Below are 15,706 nucleotides of genomic sequence, written 5' to 3'. Positions count from 1 at the left end.
TCAGAGGAACAGGAAGGACCGTTGCTGGTTCTGAGCCCGTTCAAGCAAGAGCCGCCAATAAGGAGGACCTATCGATGGCACAGGACCGCTACGAACGCGAAGAACGTTATGGGCGCCGCTACGGCAACTCGCGCCCGGATGATTATGGCCTCCAACGGCGTGGATATTTCAGGAGCCGCCCCTATGGGGACAGCGACTACCAGTTTTCCGATTACGATCGGGGTGCCCCCTCCGATTGGCGCACCGATGATCTCGATTATCCGTCATATGGGCGCTCCAGCCTCTATGGTGACCAAGATCGCTATGGCCAGGATCGCTATGGCTCAGAGCGTGGCCGCTATGAGCCCCGGCGCGAAGATCGCTATGGGCGCGAGCGCCGCTTCATGGACCGTGCCGGCGATGAAATCGCGTCCTGGTTTGGCGATGAGGAGGCCGCTTCGCGGCGCAGAGCCGACCAGTTCCGCGGTAAGGGTCCGAAGGGCTATACTCGCGCCGATGAGCGCATCGAAGAAGACGTGAACGATCGTCTGACCGACGACCCGTGGCTTGATGCTTCGGACATCGACGTTTCCGTCGCGAGCGGCGAAGTGACGCTGTCGGGCGAGGTGTCGAGCCGATCGGACAAGCGACGGGCTGAGGATTGCGTCGAGATGGTCTCCGGTGTAACGCACGTTCAGAACAATCTGCGCGTGCGTTCATCGACCACCGCCGGAACGCAGGACGAAGTGGTTTGAGGGGCCGTATTAGGTCTGACCGTTTGCACCCCCTTCCGCAAGGGTGCGCGTATGTAGGGGTTCGACGAATCGATACCGTTCACGATTCCTGCCACGTCGTCGTGACGCACATTGATGACACCCTCAAGTCCCATGCCTTGCCGCGGCGACATGATTTCGCGCGCGTATGTCGGACTGACGACAGTGATCGCATGCGCCGACATAAGGCCTGCTTTGAGATAGCTGATGTCGCGGTGGTAAGGCGGCGACAAAAGTCTCGCATTGCCATTGCCACAGACGAGGAACGGCTGGATTCGCCGAATCTTTTGTTTTGGCGAGGTATCTGCATGCTGGTGTTTTAGCGAATTTTTGTTATCCGGGCCGGGTTTGAAGTTTAACCGCGGTTTTCAAGTCGTCGACAAAATCCCTGCGTTGGCGCGCAGCAGTTTCCCGATCGCGGATTCGTAAGAGATAAGACGGGTGTATCGTCACAAGCAGCCAGAAGCCACGACCGATATCAATTGGCCTTCCCCGATCTCTCGTCACTTTCACGGCAGCGCCAAGCAGCGTTCTTGCCGCCGTGGCGCCTAATGCCACAACGACGTCCGGTCGGATTTGCTCGAGCTCGGCGCCCAGCCACCAGGCACAGCGCTGCACTTCACCGGCGTTCGGTCTCGAATGCAGCCGGCGTTTGCCGCGTTGCTCATATTTGAAGTGTTTAACGGCGTTCGTCAGATAACAATCCTTCCGCTCGACTCCAGCCTCCCGGAGACATTCGGTCAAAACGGTTCCAGCTGGTCCAACGAAGGGGCGCCCTGCAACGTCCTCCTTGTCACCGGGTTGTTCGCCAACGAGAACGAGTTTGGCGACATCTGGGCCTTCACCAAACACGAGTTGCGTTGCATATTTATAGAGGTCGCAACGCTGACATTCGTGTGCCTGATGCTTGACTGCGCTTAAAGAAGCGCCAGCTGCATGTTTCGTAGCAAGCGCCGGGCCTGCCTTCAATGTGACTGACCCTGGCATAGCACACCTGCCACTACTCTGCGCTTAGTTCCGCCTGACTGTCTGGGTGTCCACTGACACCACAATCCCCGGAGCGGTGAGGGCACATCTGGCGAGCCAGCCGATTGACCATATGACGGCATCGGTGCGTCGCCTCCGGAAGGACGAATTGATAGAGTGATCCGGCGGCCGCGGGGCGAGTAACTGAAAACCAAACCGTCCGCTTCGGCTTCCATATCGAGAACGCGATCGCCGAGCGCCAGGCACATGAATTTGTGGTCAGGGGCCCAGATAGAGAACCGGGCTCGATCTGGTGACAGCATCCTCGCGCCCCAGCGCGGTTCTTCAAGTATATCCATGGGGGTCGTTCCTGTTGCTGCATTAGAACCTCAGAGGCACTCGTTCGTTCCTGGCATGGTCCTGCCGGAACAATCATCGGCCCGCGGGGTTCGCACTCCCGGGCCCTTCACACGTTGCCGCCCGGACACCTGGGAGCTGCGGCCCGCCTGAATTCACTCCAGGAGAGCTTGTACGTGGATCTCGTGTTTTCGGAATTGAATGCGCTTAAATCGGAACTCGGAGCCGAATTCACGGGCGGGCGACCCATTTTGCGCTCTTCTCGACGCATGCTGAAAAGGTGGAACTCTGCCTGTTTTCTACGGACGGCAAGAAGGGGCCGGCCTCGCTCTGCCCAACCGGGAGGGGGACATCTGGTCCGGTTTTATCGCTGGAACAGAACCCGAGACCATCTATGCTTATCGTGTCCACGGTCCCTACGAACCAGACGGCTATCGTTTTAAGCCACACAAGCTGCTACTCGAATCCCTATGCGATATTCGGCCGGCTTCAATGGAACGATGCGCTGTTTGGCTACCGGCTCGGCGACCCACAAGCCGATCTCGGCCTTGGGGCAACAGACCCGTACCTTATCCCGTGCCGGCGATGTCCTCTGCAACGTGTCGGATGAATGGTCGCCGCGTGGACTGCGTAAAGCCGACGCGGCAACTGGGAATCTTGCGCCATTCAATTGCTTGAACCCGAAGGAAGCTCGTATCCCTTCCGCGTAAGGAGATCGACTCTGCCGTAACTTAAATTTTGGTCTCGTTGGCCACGCTTCGCCGGAGGCTGCTCGGACAACAGGCGCTATCTAACATGGTCGTCGCCACGACGGCGTTAGCGGTCTTGGCGCTTCATACGGGGCTTCGGTCGCCGGAGAGCCGCCCCAATTGGGCTCGCGCTTCAAGAGGGGTCGCGATTCCGAGCAGTTCCGCAAGGCATGTTGGTCAAGCGATCCAGGCTGCGCCTATCCGGGGAACAAGGATCAAATTCGTTGGTTTGATGCGCAATGAATCGGGCCGCCGTCCGATCGAAGAGGAGGCGCAAATGACCGACGACCCAAAGGACCCCAGACCCCAGCAACAGCAAAGGTTGTCGTCGTCCGAGGAGAACGGCCGGTACGCGACGAGCTCCAGAAATGGTTTCCCCGAGAGGCCGGATGAAACTCGGGCTGATTCACGCGGTGATGATCAAGGCAGCCAAGCGAAGGTAGCCGCAGCCCAGGCCATCGATCACGAAAAGAGCGCTCTAGCGCGCCAACTGCGCGGTCTCGCAAACGCCATGGAGAAGGTCGGATCTGAACTCCGCCAGTCGGAGCAACCGGCGCTTGGGCGCTATACGCAACAAATGGGGAGCTCAATCGGACGGCTGGCGCGCGACTGTGAGGAGCGAAAGCTCGGCGAAATAGCCGCAATGGCCGAAGATTTTGGGCGAAAGCAACCCCTCGCCTTTCTCGGCATGGCAGCAATTGCGGGATTGGCGGCAAGTCGCTTCCTGTCTGCCTCGGCCCAGCGATCCCAGAGCACTTCAGATGATGCTCGATCGAATTCCTCTCCGACAAACGAGAAGGAAGGCGATTGGGACTTTGACGAGGAAGGCGATTGGGACTTTGAGAAGGAATTGCGCGATGCTTAACCCCCGTGACGACCGCTCCCTAACCGACCTCATGGCAGGGTTGGTGATAGATATATCCGGGCTTTTCCGAAAAGAAATCGAACTTGCCAAGGCCGAGGCAAGCGAGAATCTGGACCGGGCGATCGGTGCTCTCGAAACACTTCTTGTCGGGCTTATCTTCGCCATCGCGGCCATCGGCGTGCTCCTGAGTGCTGTTGTGCAGGGCCTCGGTGCCTTTCTCGTCGCACAAGGAATGCAGGAAGCCAACGCCAATGCCTTGTCAGCGGTTATCGTCGGTGTCCTCGTCGCCCTTCTCGCCTGGGCAATGATCTCGCGCAGTCTTGGCAAACTTGGCGACCGCAGCGTGCGCTTCGACAAGACGACGGCTTCCCTCCAACGCGACCTCGATGTGGCTAAGGAAACAGTACGATGAGCGCTGACACGCATTCGCCTGCCGAATTACAGCGGGAGATCGAAGCCGATCGACAAAGGATCGAAGACAAGCTTCACACTATCCAGGAGCGTATGTCCCCTGGCGAATTGATGGATGAACTTTTCGCCTATGCGAGGCGGAGCGGAGGAGCTGAATTTCTCACCAATCTCGCTGGCGCAATGAAGGCAAATCCTATCCCGGTAGCTCTGACGGGCATCGGCCTAGCCTGGCTACTCGCGGATCCCGCCTCCCGCGCACCTCATGCTTCAGCCCCCGATAATGGTTTCGACAACTATCCACTCGCGTCCGTCAAAGGCAACTTGCGGCGTGTTGGCCCGGTCGAGGCGAATTTTGGCGAGCGGTACAGCCACTTCGAAGACGAAAGTGGCAGTCGCTTTCGAGCCCGCACCGATGCCGCTGGCCGCAGGGCCGGTCATTTCGTCGATCCCAGTGGCACCGTCTACCGTGGCTTCGCCGACGTTACCGGACGGCCGATCGAGGATATCCGTGATGAAACAGGCAAGTTGTTCGATGAAGCCTCCGGCTGGGCGTCGGCAACGTGGCGAGAGATAAAGGGCGCGGCGGGCGGCATTTCTGGTACCGTTGCGGACGCCGGCCGGGCGGTGGCAGATAGTGCTCGCGATGTCGGCCAATCAGCGCAAGCTCGCAGCGCACAGCTAAATGCGGCCATTCTCAAGAACTTTCGCGACCAGCCGCTGGTGGGAGGTGCGTTGGCGTTTGCGATCGGTGCGGCGATTGGCGCTGCATTGCCTGCGACAGCGCTAGAGGATGAGGCCGCCGGCGAGGCGTCGGACAGAGTCCGCGATCACCTCGCGGCCACGGCCGATGCCGCAGCAGAAGGGGCAATCGAAGGCGCCGAGGGAGTTCTGGATGATACAGCGAAGGCGAGTGAGGCGCATTCTCCTGGATGACGCTCAATCTAGTATGGACCCGCGCAAACATGGACATTATTCAGGGCTTGGTGACATGCCGGTTCATCGTGACGACGAAATGCGGGCGATCCCAGGAGACCGTCTTGTCAGCGAGACACGATGCGGCCACGGAAGCGGAGAAAAGCGGACATCCGAACCGGCGATGATCCATTCCGTTCGGAGGACATCCGATGAATACCGGTTTCCCGCGACTCTTGATCATCGTTACCTTCATAGGGCCCTTGTCACGGGCTGTGTCGCCAATTCCTCTGAGAAGACAGGGGCAATTGCGGCCAATGGCAGCTACGGCCCGAACCCGACGCTGCCAAAGCCGCGATCGACGCTGATCCCCACGATCCGCATTGCCGAGGCGAAAGGCTGGCGGCGCCGACGCCGGCGAAGGGCTTGAGGGTCAAGGCCTTCGCCGCCGGTCTCGATCACCCGCGCTGGCTGCACGTCCTGCCCAATGGCGATGTGCTGGTCGCTGAAAGCAATGCGCCGGAAAAGAAGGGGGGCGGCTTCAGTCTTCGCAAGCTGGTCATAGGCGCCGCAATGAAGCGTGCCGGCGCACAGCAACCAATCGAACGGCACGCTCTATGTCGCCAACCCCGATGCCCTCGTCGCCTTCCCCTATATGAACGGCCGGACTCGAATAACCGTTCCGGCGCAAAAGATCGTCGATCTGCCGGCGGGCGATCTCAACCACCATTGGACCAAGGACGTCATCGCCAGCCCAGACGGACGCAAACTTTACGTGGCTGTCGGCTCGAACAGCAATGTCGGCGAAAAAGGGTATGGAGGGGGAGACGAACCGAGCCGCGGTTCTCGAGGTTGACCGCGCAAGCCGCCGCACGCGCGTTTTCGCCTCGGGCCTGCGCAATCCGAATGGCCTCTCCTGGAATCCGCAAAGTGGCGCACTCTGGGTCGCCGTCAACGAACGGGACGAGATCGGTGACGATCTCGTGCCCGATTACATGACCTCCGTCCGCGATGGAGGCTTTTACGGCTGGCCGTACAGCTATTTCGGCGGAAAAGTTGACACCCGGGTCAAGCCTCAGCGGCCGGATCTCGTTGCCAAGGCCATCAAGCCCGACTATGCCCTGGGTTCGCACACGGCCTCGCTGGGCCTGACCTTCTCCAAAGGCGCTTCACTCGGCCCACGCTACCGCAACGGGGCATTCGTCGGTCAGCATGGCTCTTGGAACCGGAGCGTCTACAGCGGCTACAAAGTCGTCTTCGTGCCCTTCCGCAACGGCAAGCCCAGTGGCAGGCCACAGGATGTCCTCACCGGCTTTATCGGCCGCGACAACAAGGCGATGGGGCGTCCGGCCGGCGTGGCGATCGACAAAAGCGGCGCACTGCTTGTGGCGAACGACGTCGGCAACGTCATCTGGCGCGTAAGTCGACGCAATTGAGGGATATGGGTGCTCCGGAGACCCTGTCGTTGCCACGGCAATATTGGACCGCTGGCTTCACCACTGGACGGTGATCACCATCCGAGGCGACAGCTACCGGGACCGCGAGAGGTGCCGCTCCGGGCCTCATGCACCGTGAGCGGCCGCCACTGTTCTGCGATGTATCGAAACGGCGGTTCGATCGGCTTAAAAAAAAGGAGGTGGGCAATGCCCCTCAGAGACAAGCCGACGAACACCGGCAAACAGCAGCGCAAGAGCGATCATGGTCGCGGGGAAGCCGATAGCAACACATCGCCCCAGAAGGGCGGGCAGATCGGCGTAGACGCCTCCGTTCGTAGCTCCAAGGCGGATCGCACTGCCTCGCCGAAGAAGGCAGCCGAGACGCGCAAGCCGATCAAGGAGCGTACTTTGCGCTAGTGGCGCTCTTGTCCGTTTCCGGAACGATCGCGCTCTTTCTTGGTTTGATCGTCGCAGTAGTGTCGCAGCAGTCGGAGGCAGCATGCTCGACTTCGAGTTCTCGCGGGCCCGAATGATCAAGAACCAACTGTCGCGAAGAGGGATTACGGATCCCGGCGTCCTGGCGGCCATGGGCAAGGTCCGGCGAGAGTCTTTCGTTGCCCCGGACCTTGCCGAGTTCGCCTACGAAGATGCGCCACTGACCATCGGATTCGGCCAGACGATTTCCCAGCCCTTCATCGTGGCCGCCATGATCCAGCACGCACGGATTGGCCCCGAGGACAAGGTGCTCGAGGTGGGGACAGGATCGGGCTATGCGGCAGCCGTACTCGCGGAACTCGTTCGCGAGGTTCACACGGTCGAGCGCAATCGCCGACTGGGAGAGGCCGCACGCGAACGGCTCTCGCAACTCGGCTACGACAATGTGAGTGTCCACATCGTGGACGGAACCGGAGGTTGGCCGGAGGCAGCCCCGTTCGATGCGATTATCGTTGCCGCGAGTGCGCCATCTATCCCCGAACCGTTGAAAGAACAACTCGAACTGGGCGGCCGCCTGATCATTCCGATCGGCAGCGAAGACAGGCAGCATCTCATTCGGATCGTCAGGACATCCGCCACCACCTTCTCGCAAGACGATCTTGGCAGGGTCATGTTCGTACCGCTCATCGGCCGGCATGGATGGAATGAGAACTCAACCCAGCACGCGCGCGCCCTGTCGTTGCTGGTAGCAAATTCCGCGACGGCGCTTCCCGCGCTCGATGATCCGCTATTCGGTACCATGTTCGATCGGCTCGCTGAACACCGTATCGTGTTGTTGGGCGAGTCCACGCATGGAACGTCCGAGTTTTACCGCGCCCGCGCGGCAGTCACCAAACGACTCGTCGAGGCACACGGTTTTCGTATCGTCGCCGTAGAGGCGGATTGGCCGGATGCTGCAATCGTCGACCGCTTCGTCTGCGACCGTCCACATCCGCAGAAGGAGCCAGTAGCGTTTCAGAGGTTCCCGCGGTGGATGTGGCGCAACCGCGAAACCTCCGAGCTTCTCACCTGGCTGAAGGGGTTCAATATCGGGCGTGCTGAGGCCGATCGCTGCCGTTTCCGCGGCCTCGACATCTACAACATGCATGGCGCAATCGACGCTGTCATCACCTACCTCGAGAAGATAGATCCCCGCGCTGCGGCCGTTGCGCGCGAGCGGTATGGTTGTCTCACCCCTTGGCAGAACGAACCGTCGACCTATGGGCGCGCTGTCCTGACCAAGGCCTACAAGGCATGCGAAGACGCCGTGATCCAGCAGTGCCGCGACCTTCTCGCAAGACGCCTCGACTACGAAAGCGCTGACGTCGGCGCGTTTTTCGATGCTCAACAGAATGCCAGGCTCGTTGCGGCCGCCGAGCACTACTACCGCATCATGTATTACGGCAACGCCTCCGCCTGGAATCTGAGGGATCGGCAGATGTTCGACACCCTCGAACGTCTGCTCGGCGCTAAGGAGAAGGCGGTTGTCTGGGCGCACAATTCCCATGTCGCCGACGCGCGCCACACGGAGATGGGTGCGTCTCGCGACGAGCTCAGTCTGGGGCAGCTATGCCGCGAGGGCCACGGTGCCGAATGCGCGATTGTCGGATTTGGGAGCTATGAAGGGACAGTGACAGCCGCGCACGATTGGAACAGGCCGTCGGAGACGATGTCCGTTGCTCCGGCGCATTCCGCAAGTTACGAGCGGATTTTCCACGACGCCGGCGTCTCACCGGCACTCTTCGACTTCATCGCCGACGAGGCGCTCAAATCCGAGCTCTCGACCTCCAGGCTTCAGCGTTTCATCGGCGTCGTCTATCGACGCGAAACCGAGTTGCGCAGCCATTACATGGAAGTTGCTCTCCCTCTGGCCTTCGATGCCTTCGTCTGGTTCGACCGCAGCGAGGCGATCACGCCGATCGATGGAGATGGCGTACGCCGCGGCGTGCCCGACACGTTCCCGTTCGGTCTATGAGCTCAGCCGCCGGGCAGAAACAATCATGCTCCCGTGACGCACGGCGCGCGGATCGACGGTGTTCCGGACCGTTGCTGATAATCGCTAAAAGACCGCACAGGAGACTCATTTGCCGGCGAGCCGCATGATCACGAAACGCGTGCCGGAGGCGGACCTGGAACATTTCAGCTTTGGAGGATGTGAGATGAGACCGACCTGCGCGAAATGTCTTGTGACCGGATTTGCTCTCATCGGTGCTTTGCTCGCGAGCGAAGCAGCAGCCGAAACCTTGAAGTTCAAGGCTACTCTTGCGGGATCCAGCGAGGCGCCGCCGAACGAAGGCGTGGGGAAGGCAGCCGGTGATGTCATTCTCGACACGGATAGTAAGAAGCTGACCTGGACCGTCACCTCCAGCGGCTCATCCGACGACGCCACGGCGGCTCATTTTCATGGTCCTGCAGCGTCCGGCGGTCGTCGATATTTCGAGCGCCATGGAGACTGGATCGGCGGAGATCCCGGACGAGCAGATCGCGGATCTGCAAGCCGGAAAGTGGTATCTGAACATCCACGCTGAAAAATTCCCCGACGGAGAAATCCGAGGGCAGGTGGAAAAGGCACAATTAGCGGCGGCCTGATCGGGCCTTCATGGGCACGCATGAGGCCTTACGCACTCGGCCGGACGTCAGCTTCGTCCAGGTTTGCGAGGGCGTGCCGTCCTTGCCAGTGTGGGGCCTGCGAACAACAGCCAATGCTCGGATCAAATGGAACCTTCCGCTGCGCTTTGGGTTACGCGTGAATTGGAATCGGAAAGGAAACCATCACGTGCACTAAGAGTGAAGGGCGAGGGGCGTTTCCTGCGCATCCGTACCGCCTGCTTGCGACATTGCCGATGCTGGTCGGCTGCCAAGGCGTGCAGTCTGCGCTGGATCCCGCCGGGGCGGAGGCTCGCGCCATATCGACACTGTTCGTGGCCATGGTCCTCACCGGCGGCGCGGTATGGCTTGGGGTCGCCTCGATCCTCTGGTTCGCGATGCGCCAAGGTCGAGCAGTCGTTGCCGAGCAATCCGCAAGCCGGCTGATCTTCTGGGGCGGCGCCGTTTTTCCGTCCGTCACGCTCATCACTCTGCTTGGCTATGCTTTCTGGCTGATGCCATCGCTGCGGCCCTTTGCGACAGCCAGCGAGGCCGCGCTGCGCATCGAGGTCACCGGCAGGCAATATTGGTGGCAGGTGGCCTATCACCGCTCGGGTCCGCCGATCTTGGCCGCCAACGAGATACGGCTGCCGGTGGGCAGCCGGATCGAGTTTTCACTGAAGAGCGACGATGTCATCCATTCCTTCTGGATACCCTCGCTCGGGGGCAAGATGGATATGATCCCCGGTCGAGCAAACCGCCTCTCGCTGCTGGCAGACAAGCCCGGCGTCTTTCGCGGTGCTTGCGCCGAATATTGTGGCAGCTCGCATGCTCTGATGGCACTTACCGCCGTGGTGATGGAGCCGGCTGCATTTGACGCCTGGCTTATGACCGAGGCGAAAGCCTCCATCAACGCCGGCGGCGAGGGCGGAGCGCTCTTTGTGCACCATGGCTGCGGTTCCTGCCATCGGGTAGCGGGAACCGAGGCGTCCGGTACGCTTGGGCCCGACCTGTCGCATCTTGGCTCGCGACAGATGCTGGCCGCCGGAATCATCGCCAACACCGAGGATAACATTGCCCGCTTCATCGCTGCGCCGGACGCGATCAAGCCCGGCGCGAACATGCCGGCTTTCTCCATGCTGCCGCAGGAGGATATCCGCGCCATCGCCGTTTGGCTGAAGAGGCTGGAATGATCCGTCCGAGCGACCGCCTTCAGGACGATGAGGGCGACGCGCAAGCGGCGCGCCTGCGCAAGGTGTGGGCAAACCCTGGCGGCTGGCGGTACTGGACAAGCGTCAACAACACGCAGATCGGCCTGTGGTACGCGGCAACCGCCTTCATCTTCTTGCTTTTCGCTGGTGTGCTGGCGTTGATCATGCGCGCGCAACTCGCCGTGCCAGGCAACGACTTAATCTCGGCCGATTTCTATAGTCAGGCCTTCACGCTGCACGGCACGGTGATGATGTTCCTGTTCGCCGTGCCGATCTTCGAGGCCGTTGCGATTTTTCTGCTGCCCCCGATGCTCGGCGCCCGCGAGCTACCGTTTCCGCGGCTTGGAGCCTTCGGCTTCTGGAGCTTTTTGCTCGGCGGAATTTTTGTCTGTGGCTCGATTTTCTTTGATGCCGCGCCGTCCTCGGGCTGGTTCATGTATCCGCCGCTCGCGACCGACGAGAACCTCTCCGGCATCGGCGCCGACATCTGGTTGCTGGGCCTTTCTTTCATCGAAGTCGCCTCGATCGCGGCGGCCGTCGAACTTATCGTTGGCATCATGAAGTGTCGCGCACCCGGCATGCGCATCAACCTGATGCCGCTGTTTGCCTGGTATCTGCTCATTGTCGCCGGCATGATCCTGTTCGCCTTCCCGCCGCTGATCGCGGGCGACATATTGTTCGAGCTGCAACGCATGTTCGATTGGCCGTTTTTCGATCCGGCGCGCGGCGGCGACCCCTTGCTTTGGCAGCACCTGTTCTGGATCTTCGGCCATCCGGAGGTCTACATCATCTTCCTTCCATCTATCGCGCTGATGGCGATGATCGTACCGACCTTTGCGCAAAGGCCGATCGTCGGCTACTCCTGGATTGTACTTGCTGCGGTCGGCACCGGCTTTCTATCCTTCGGCCTGTGGGTGCACCACATGTTCGCGACCGGCCTGCCGCAAATATCGCTCGCGTTTTTCTCGGCAGCGTCCGAGGCGGTGGCGATCCCGACTGCGGTGCAGATATTCGTCTTCATCGCGACAATGCTTGCCGGCCGCGTCATTCCCTCGACGCCGATGCTCTTCGGAATGGGCGGCATCATCATCTTTGTCATTGGCGGGCTGACTGGCGTGATGGTAGCGGTGGCCCCCTTCGACTGGCAGGCGCATGACACTTATTTCATCGTCGCCCATCTGCACTATGTGCTGATTGGAGGAATGTTGTTTCCGGTCATCGCCGGCATTTACTATTACTATCCGTTGATCGATGCGAAACACTTGTCCGACCGGCTCGGCCGCATCGCCTTCTGGCTGATGTTTGCCGGCTTCAACGTCTCCTTCTTTCCCATGCACCTGACTGGTCTGCTCGGCATGCCGCGCCGGGTCTTCACCTATCCGGACGATGTTGGCTGGAACGGGCTGAACCTCATCTCGACCCTCGGCGCTTTCGTGTTCGCGGCCGGCATCTCACTCGTCGTGCTCGACGTCCTCCGCCCTAAACACCGGCAGCGCCGAGGAGAGCAAAATCCTTGGAATGCCGGAACCCTCGAATGGATCAGCGAACCCAAAGAAAACTGGGGCGTGCGCTCGATCCCTTTCGTTGCGAGCCGCTATCCCCTCTGGGATCAGCCTGCACTCGCCCGTCAAATCGGCGAAGGGCGCTGGTACCTTCCGGACGCCGAGGAGGGCCGTCGTGAAGGGTTGGTCACCTCGGTGCTCGATGCAAGGCCGGAACAGGTTCTGAGGGTTGGCGGCACATCCTATGTTACCATCATCTCGGCCCTCTCGCTCGGGGCGGTGTTCGTTGCACTGACCTTCAAATGGTGGATCGCGACGATGGTTGCGGCGACCGTCTGCTTCTGCGCGATCGTTTACTGGCTGTGGACCGGCACAGCTGAAATTCCCGAGAAGGCGGAGAAGGAAGTCGGGGTCGGGCTTACATTGCCGTTGTACACATCCGGGCCGCCTTCTGTCGGTTGGTGGGCGATGTTCATCACCATGGTCGGCGACAGCACCGCCTTTGCCAGCCTGGTTTTCGGCTATTTCTTCTATTGGACGATCCACGACGACTTCACCGCGGGCGTCATCGGTCCGGGGATGAAGTGGCCGTTATTGTCGGCCGCACTCTTCGTCGCCGCCTGGCTCATGGTACTCATGGCAAGGCATCTCAATGGTCGAGGGAGTATCATCCTCACGCGTGCCGTTCTGGCGGTGGGGGTGGTGCTTGCCGTCGTCGCCTCGACGGCTGGATTCGCAGGACCCTGGCAGTACGGCATGGATCCGAGGGCGCATGTGTATGCGGCCATTGTCTGGCTGCTGACCGCCTGGACCCTGGTTCATGCCGCGACGGGCGCCGTGATGCTTGCTTATTGCCTTGCCCGCCACTTTGCCGGCCGCCTGACGAAGGATCATGACATGGATATCGGCAACGTCGCGCTTTACTGGCATTTCATGGCGATCACCGCGGTCGTCACCTTCATCGTGATCGGTCTGTTTCCGGAGGTTCTGTGATGCGCCTGCTGCCGAAAGAGGTCGATTCCCTTTGGACCTTGTTCACGGCGCCCGTAGTTTGGGCCGGGCACTTCCTTATCTGTTATGTCAGCGTCGCGATTTTCTGTGCCAAACCGGGACTATTGAGCTTCGAGTTCGGCTCATTGCGTCTCGGCATCGCCCTCGTCACGGGCGCCACGCTGGTGGCAATCACTCTTTCGGCTCTTCTCGCCTGGCGACAGTGGGGTTTCGGCGCCCACGATCCACCACATGACGATCCGACGCGCCACGATCGGATCTTGTTCCAGGGGTTTGCCACGCTGCTGCTCTCGGGCCTGAGCTTCGTTGCCGTGGTGATGACGGCCCTGCCGGCGATGTTCATGACGGAGTGCCTGCGATGAGGTTATTCTATCTCGCCCTTGGCATTCTGGTGGTGGCTCTGATCTGGCTAGGGCCGCTGGTGAGCGCGTGGCGCGGTTCCGTTACCGCCAACATGCTGGCGCATATGGGCGTGGTCGCGGTCGCCGCACCGCTGATCGCGTTCGGTCTTGCGTCTCGCCTAGTCCTGTCGAAGGCATCAGGTAACTCGATGCTCATCGGGTTGCCGATTATCGGTTCGCTTATCGAGCTCGCCGTCGTCTGGGGGTGGCATGCACCGGCCGCACGCCGGTGGGCGGAAAGCTCGGCGTGGGGTACGGCGGCAGAACAGGCGTGTTTCCTCGTAGCGGGCCTGTTCCTCTGGCTTTCGTGTCTTGCGGCCGGAAGCACCAACGCGTCTTCGCATCGGGCCGCCGGTGCCTTCGGTCTGCTGCTCACCACCATTCATATGACGCTGCTCGGCGCCCTTCTCGCACTGAGCCCGCGTCCTCTCTATGGCTCCGGCGATGCCAGCTGTCTTGGGACGACCCTCACGGCGCTGCAGGATCAGCAACTCGGTGCCGTCGTCATGCTGTTGGTGGGCGCAGCCGTCTATCTCGCGGGCGGTGTCGCACTATTGGCAGGGCTGCTGGCGGAGCCATGCCGGAGGATTGCCTGATGCACGTTCGATGGAAACACCTGGCCATCGGGCTCGCGATCCTGCCGATCGTCGTGTTCTTCGCGACCTGGATCGGTTTCTTCAACGTTGGAGCGTCTACCGGCCATTGGAAGATCACCGAATGGTTTCTGCATTTCGCGATGCGCTCGGCGGTCCGCACCTATGCCTTTACGGTCGATGTGCCAGACAGGCTGCCGCGGGAAGGCCTGCAACCGGCGGGGGGGCACTTCGCGCGCGGCTGCGCCATCTGTCATGGTGCCCCGGGCGAGCCGCGCTCGCCGGCAGCACTGGCTATGTTGCCACGTCCACCAGACCTCGCGGACGTCGTCGGAAAATGGAAGGACAGGGAACTCTTTCGGATCGTGAAGCACGGCGTGCGTTTCACGGGTATGCCGGCCTGGCCAACCCAAGCACGCGACGACGAGGTCTGGGCGATGGTCGTATTCTTGCGCGCGCTTCCGGCCATGGATGCGACGACCTATCGCAGGCTCGCTTATGACGGCAAACCATCACCGCCCATGCATGCGACCGGGATTGAAGAAGCCCTCGCCGAATGCAACCGATGCCACGGCGTCGATGGAATGGGCCGAAGTCCATCGACGCCCGTACTCGCGGGGCAGAACGAGGTTTACTTGCTTGAAAGCTTGCGCGCCTATGCTGAGGGCCGCCGACCGAGCGGCATGATGACCCTTCCCGTCCAGGCCATAGATTACGCGCGTCTGACGGCTCTCGCGCGCCATTTCGCAGAGCTGCCGCGTGCTGTCGCGCCGGCGAGGGGCGAAGAGGAGCGTTTCCGCCGTGGTGAACAGATTGCGCGGCACGGCCGCCCGGTAGAAAGAGTGCCGGCCTGTCTTGGCTGCCACGCCAGCGCGAAGCGTAGCCCGGCCTATCCTAGACTCGCGGGGCAATCTGCGGCGTATATCTCGGCACAATTGCGTCTGTTTCGGGAAGGCAGGCGGGGAGGAACCCGGTTTAGTCCCCTGATGGAGAATGCCGCAAAATCCCTGTCCGACGCCGATATCGAAAACGTCACGACCTATTTCTCAACGTTGTCTCCGGGCGATTGAGACAGGTGGAGTCTGGGATCGTATTGATGGAATATCGAAGGGCTCAAGCATGAAAGAGCTTCTGGTCGCTGCTCCTTGCGTGGACGTCCGTCGCACTGCCAAAATCCCTTAGGTCCCGTTGCGGAGTCGGGAGGCGGGGCGCGAAGACGACTTGCCGGTTTGATCGTTTCGCCTCCGCTCAAACGCGCGCTCCTGGCGGCGTGCGTCCCTGAGTTCCTCGAGGGTGGGCTCCCACCAACCTCTGTCGCGTCCACGTGCAATTTGCGCTGGAGTGGCAGGTCGCGTTCTGACCAGCTCTGCGAAAGTGGCTCGGCGCCACTGTCCCCAGATGTATTCGAGCCCGGTTTGCGCGAGCTTGGGATAGGAGGTTCTAAGGACTTCAGGGTCCACGATCTCGCCCTTGACCGCCT

The 15,706-nt window shown here is 61.0% G+C and carries 15 protein-coding genes and 3 pseudogenes; 16 read left to right on the top strand and 2 right to left on the bottom strand.

Features of this window, described 5'->3' with window-relative positions; genetic code table 11:
* The first annotated feature begins 74 nt into the window (after positions 1 to 74).
* Positions 75 to 734 carry a BON domain-containing protein gene (locus tag BHMPCIPO_RS23645; RefSeq protein ID WP_173520160.1) on the top strand — a complete coding sequence of 220 codons (660 nt, stop codon included), beginning with the start codon at positions 75 to 77 and terminating at the stop codon, positions 732 to 734.
* Here BHMPCIPO_RS23645 and BHMPCIPO_RS33015 read toward each other — a convergent pair.
* A complete protein-coding gene (locus tag BHMPCIPO_RS33015) occupies positions 674 to 985 on the bottom strand; it encodes a glycogen/starch synthase (protein ID WP_512698617.1) in 312 nt (103 codons plus the stop codon). The two genes, BHMPCIPO_RS23645 and BHMPCIPO_RS33015, sit on opposite strands and share 61 nt — an antisense overlap.
* Positions 986 to 1,085: 100 nt before the next feature.
* On the bottom strand, positions 1,086 to 1,721 hold the full coding sequence (locus tag BHMPCIPO_RS23635) for a UdgX family uracil-DNA binding protein (RefSeq protein WP_376741688.1): 636 nt from the start codon (positions 1,719 to 1,721) through the stop codon (positions 1,086 to 1,088).
* Positions 1,722 to 2,251: 530 nt separating this feature from the next.
* Here BHMPCIPO_RS23635 and BHMPCIPO_RS33010 point away from each other — a divergent pair.
* The 15 genes and pseudogenes from BHMPCIPO_RS33010 to BHMPCIPO_RS23575 all read left to right on the top strand — a co-directional run.
* Positions 2,252 to 2,649, top strand: a pseudogene (locus BHMPCIPO_RS33010) (glycogen debranching protein GlgX); the annotation flags it as partial.
* Between the two features lie 452 nt (positions 2,650 to 3,101).
* The gene (locus BHMPCIPO_RS23630; RefSeq protein ID WP_173519230.1) at positions 3,102 to 3,689 is read left to right on the top strand and encodes a nutrient deprivation-induced protein; all 588 of its coding nucleotides are present in this window, start codon (positions 3,102 to 3,104) and stop codon (positions 3,687 to 3,689) included.
* Positions 3,682 to 4,101: a phage holin family protein gene (locus BHMPCIPO_RS23625; RefSeq protein ID WP_173519229.1), complete on the top strand. Its 420-nt coding sequence runs from the start codon at positions 3,682 to 3,684 to the stop codon at positions 4,099 to 4,101. Before BHMPCIPO_RS23630 ends, BHMPCIPO_RS23625 begins: the two co-directional genes overlap by 8 nt.
* Positions 4,098 to 5,033 (top strand): DUF3618 domain-containing protein, encoded by a 936-nt coding sequence (locus BHMPCIPO_RS23620; protein WP_173519228.1) that lies wholly within the window; start codon positions 4,098 to 4,100, stop codon positions 5,031 to 5,033. The genes BHMPCIPO_RS23625 and BHMPCIPO_RS23620 overlap by 4 nt, the downstream gene beginning before the upstream one ends.
* A gap of 191 nt (positions 5,034 to 5,224) precedes the next feature.
* Positions 5,225 to 6,448, top strand: a pseudogene (locus tag BHMPCIPO_RS23615) (PQQ-dependent sugar dehydrogenase).
* Between the two features lie 16 nt (positions 6,449 to 6,464).
* Positions 6,465 to 6,587: pseudogene (locus BHMPCIPO_RS32605) on the top strand (ATP-binding protein); the annotation flags it as partial.
* A gap of 68 nt (positions 6,588 to 6,655) precedes the next feature.
* Positions 6,656 to 6,865, top strand: coding sequence for a hypothetical protein (locus BHMPCIPO_RS23610; protein WP_173519227.1), 210 nt, complete (start codon positions 6,656 to 6,658; stop codon positions 6,863 to 6,865).
* 82 nt (positions 6,866 to 6,947) lie between these two features.
* Positions 6,948 to 8,897 (top strand): protein-L-isoaspartate(D-aspartate) O-methyltransferase, encoded by a 1,950-nt coding sequence (locus tag BHMPCIPO_RS23605; protein ID WP_173519226.1) that lies wholly within the window; start codon positions 6,948 to 6,950, stop codon positions 8,895 to 8,897.
* 124 nt (positions 8,898 to 9,021) lie between these two features.
* Positions 9,022 to 9,450: a CHRD domain-containing protein gene (locus BHMPCIPO_RS23600; RefSeq protein WP_312033059.1), complete on the top strand. Its 429-nt coding sequence runs from the start codon at positions 9,022 to 9,024 to the stop codon at positions 9,448 to 9,450.
* Entirely contained in the window at positions 9,404 to 9,511 is a 108-nt protein-coding gene (locus tag BHMPCIPO_RS33705) for a CHRD domain-containing protein (RefSeq protein WP_312033073.1), read from the top strand. Before BHMPCIPO_RS23600 ends, BHMPCIPO_RS33705 begins: the two co-directional genes overlap by 47 nt.
* Before the next feature lie 275 nt (positions 9,512 to 9,786).
* Complete coding sequence (gene coxB, locus BHMPCIPO_RS23595; protein ID WP_312033058.1) at positions 9,787 to 10,701, top strand: cytochrome c oxidase subunit II; 915 nt, start codon at positions 9,787 to 9,789, stop codon at positions 10,699 to 10,701.
* A complete protein-coding gene (ctaD, locus tag BHMPCIPO_RS23590; protein ID WP_173519224.1) occupies positions 10,698 to 13,214 on the top strand; it encodes a cytochrome c oxidase subunit I in 2,517 nt (838 codons plus the stop codon). The genes coxB and ctaD overlap by 4 nt, the downstream gene beginning before the upstream one ends.
* A complete protein-coding gene (locus tag BHMPCIPO_RS23585; RefSeq protein ID WP_173519223.1) occupies positions 13,214 to 13,594 on the top strand; it encodes a hypothetical protein in 381 nt (126 codons plus the stop codon). The genes ctaD and BHMPCIPO_RS23585 overlap by 1 nt, the downstream gene beginning before the upstream one ends.
* On the top strand, positions 13,591 to 14,229 hold the full coding sequence (locus BHMPCIPO_RS23580; RefSeq protein WP_173519222.1) for a cytochrome c oxidase assembly protein: 639 nt from the start codon (positions 13,591 to 13,593) through the stop codon (positions 14,227 to 14,229). The genes BHMPCIPO_RS23585 and BHMPCIPO_RS23580 overlap by 4 nt, the downstream gene beginning before the upstream one ends.
* Positions 14,229 to 15,296, top strand: a complete 1,068-nt coding sequence (locus BHMPCIPO_RS23575; protein WP_246304519.1) for a c-type cytochrome — start codon at positions 14,229 to 14,231, stop codon at positions 15,294 to 15,296. Before BHMPCIPO_RS23580 ends, BHMPCIPO_RS23575 begins: the two co-directional genes overlap by 1 nt.
* Positions 15,297 to 15,706 lie beyond the last annotated feature (410 nt).

It is taken from the genome of Ensifer sesbaniae (assembly GCF_013283665.1).
Lineage (GTDB): Bacteria > Pseudomonadota > Alphaproteobacteria > Rhizobiales > Rhizobiaceae > Ensifer > Ensifer sesbaniae.
This window is presented reverse-complemented; position numbering and strand designations above follow the sequence as displayed.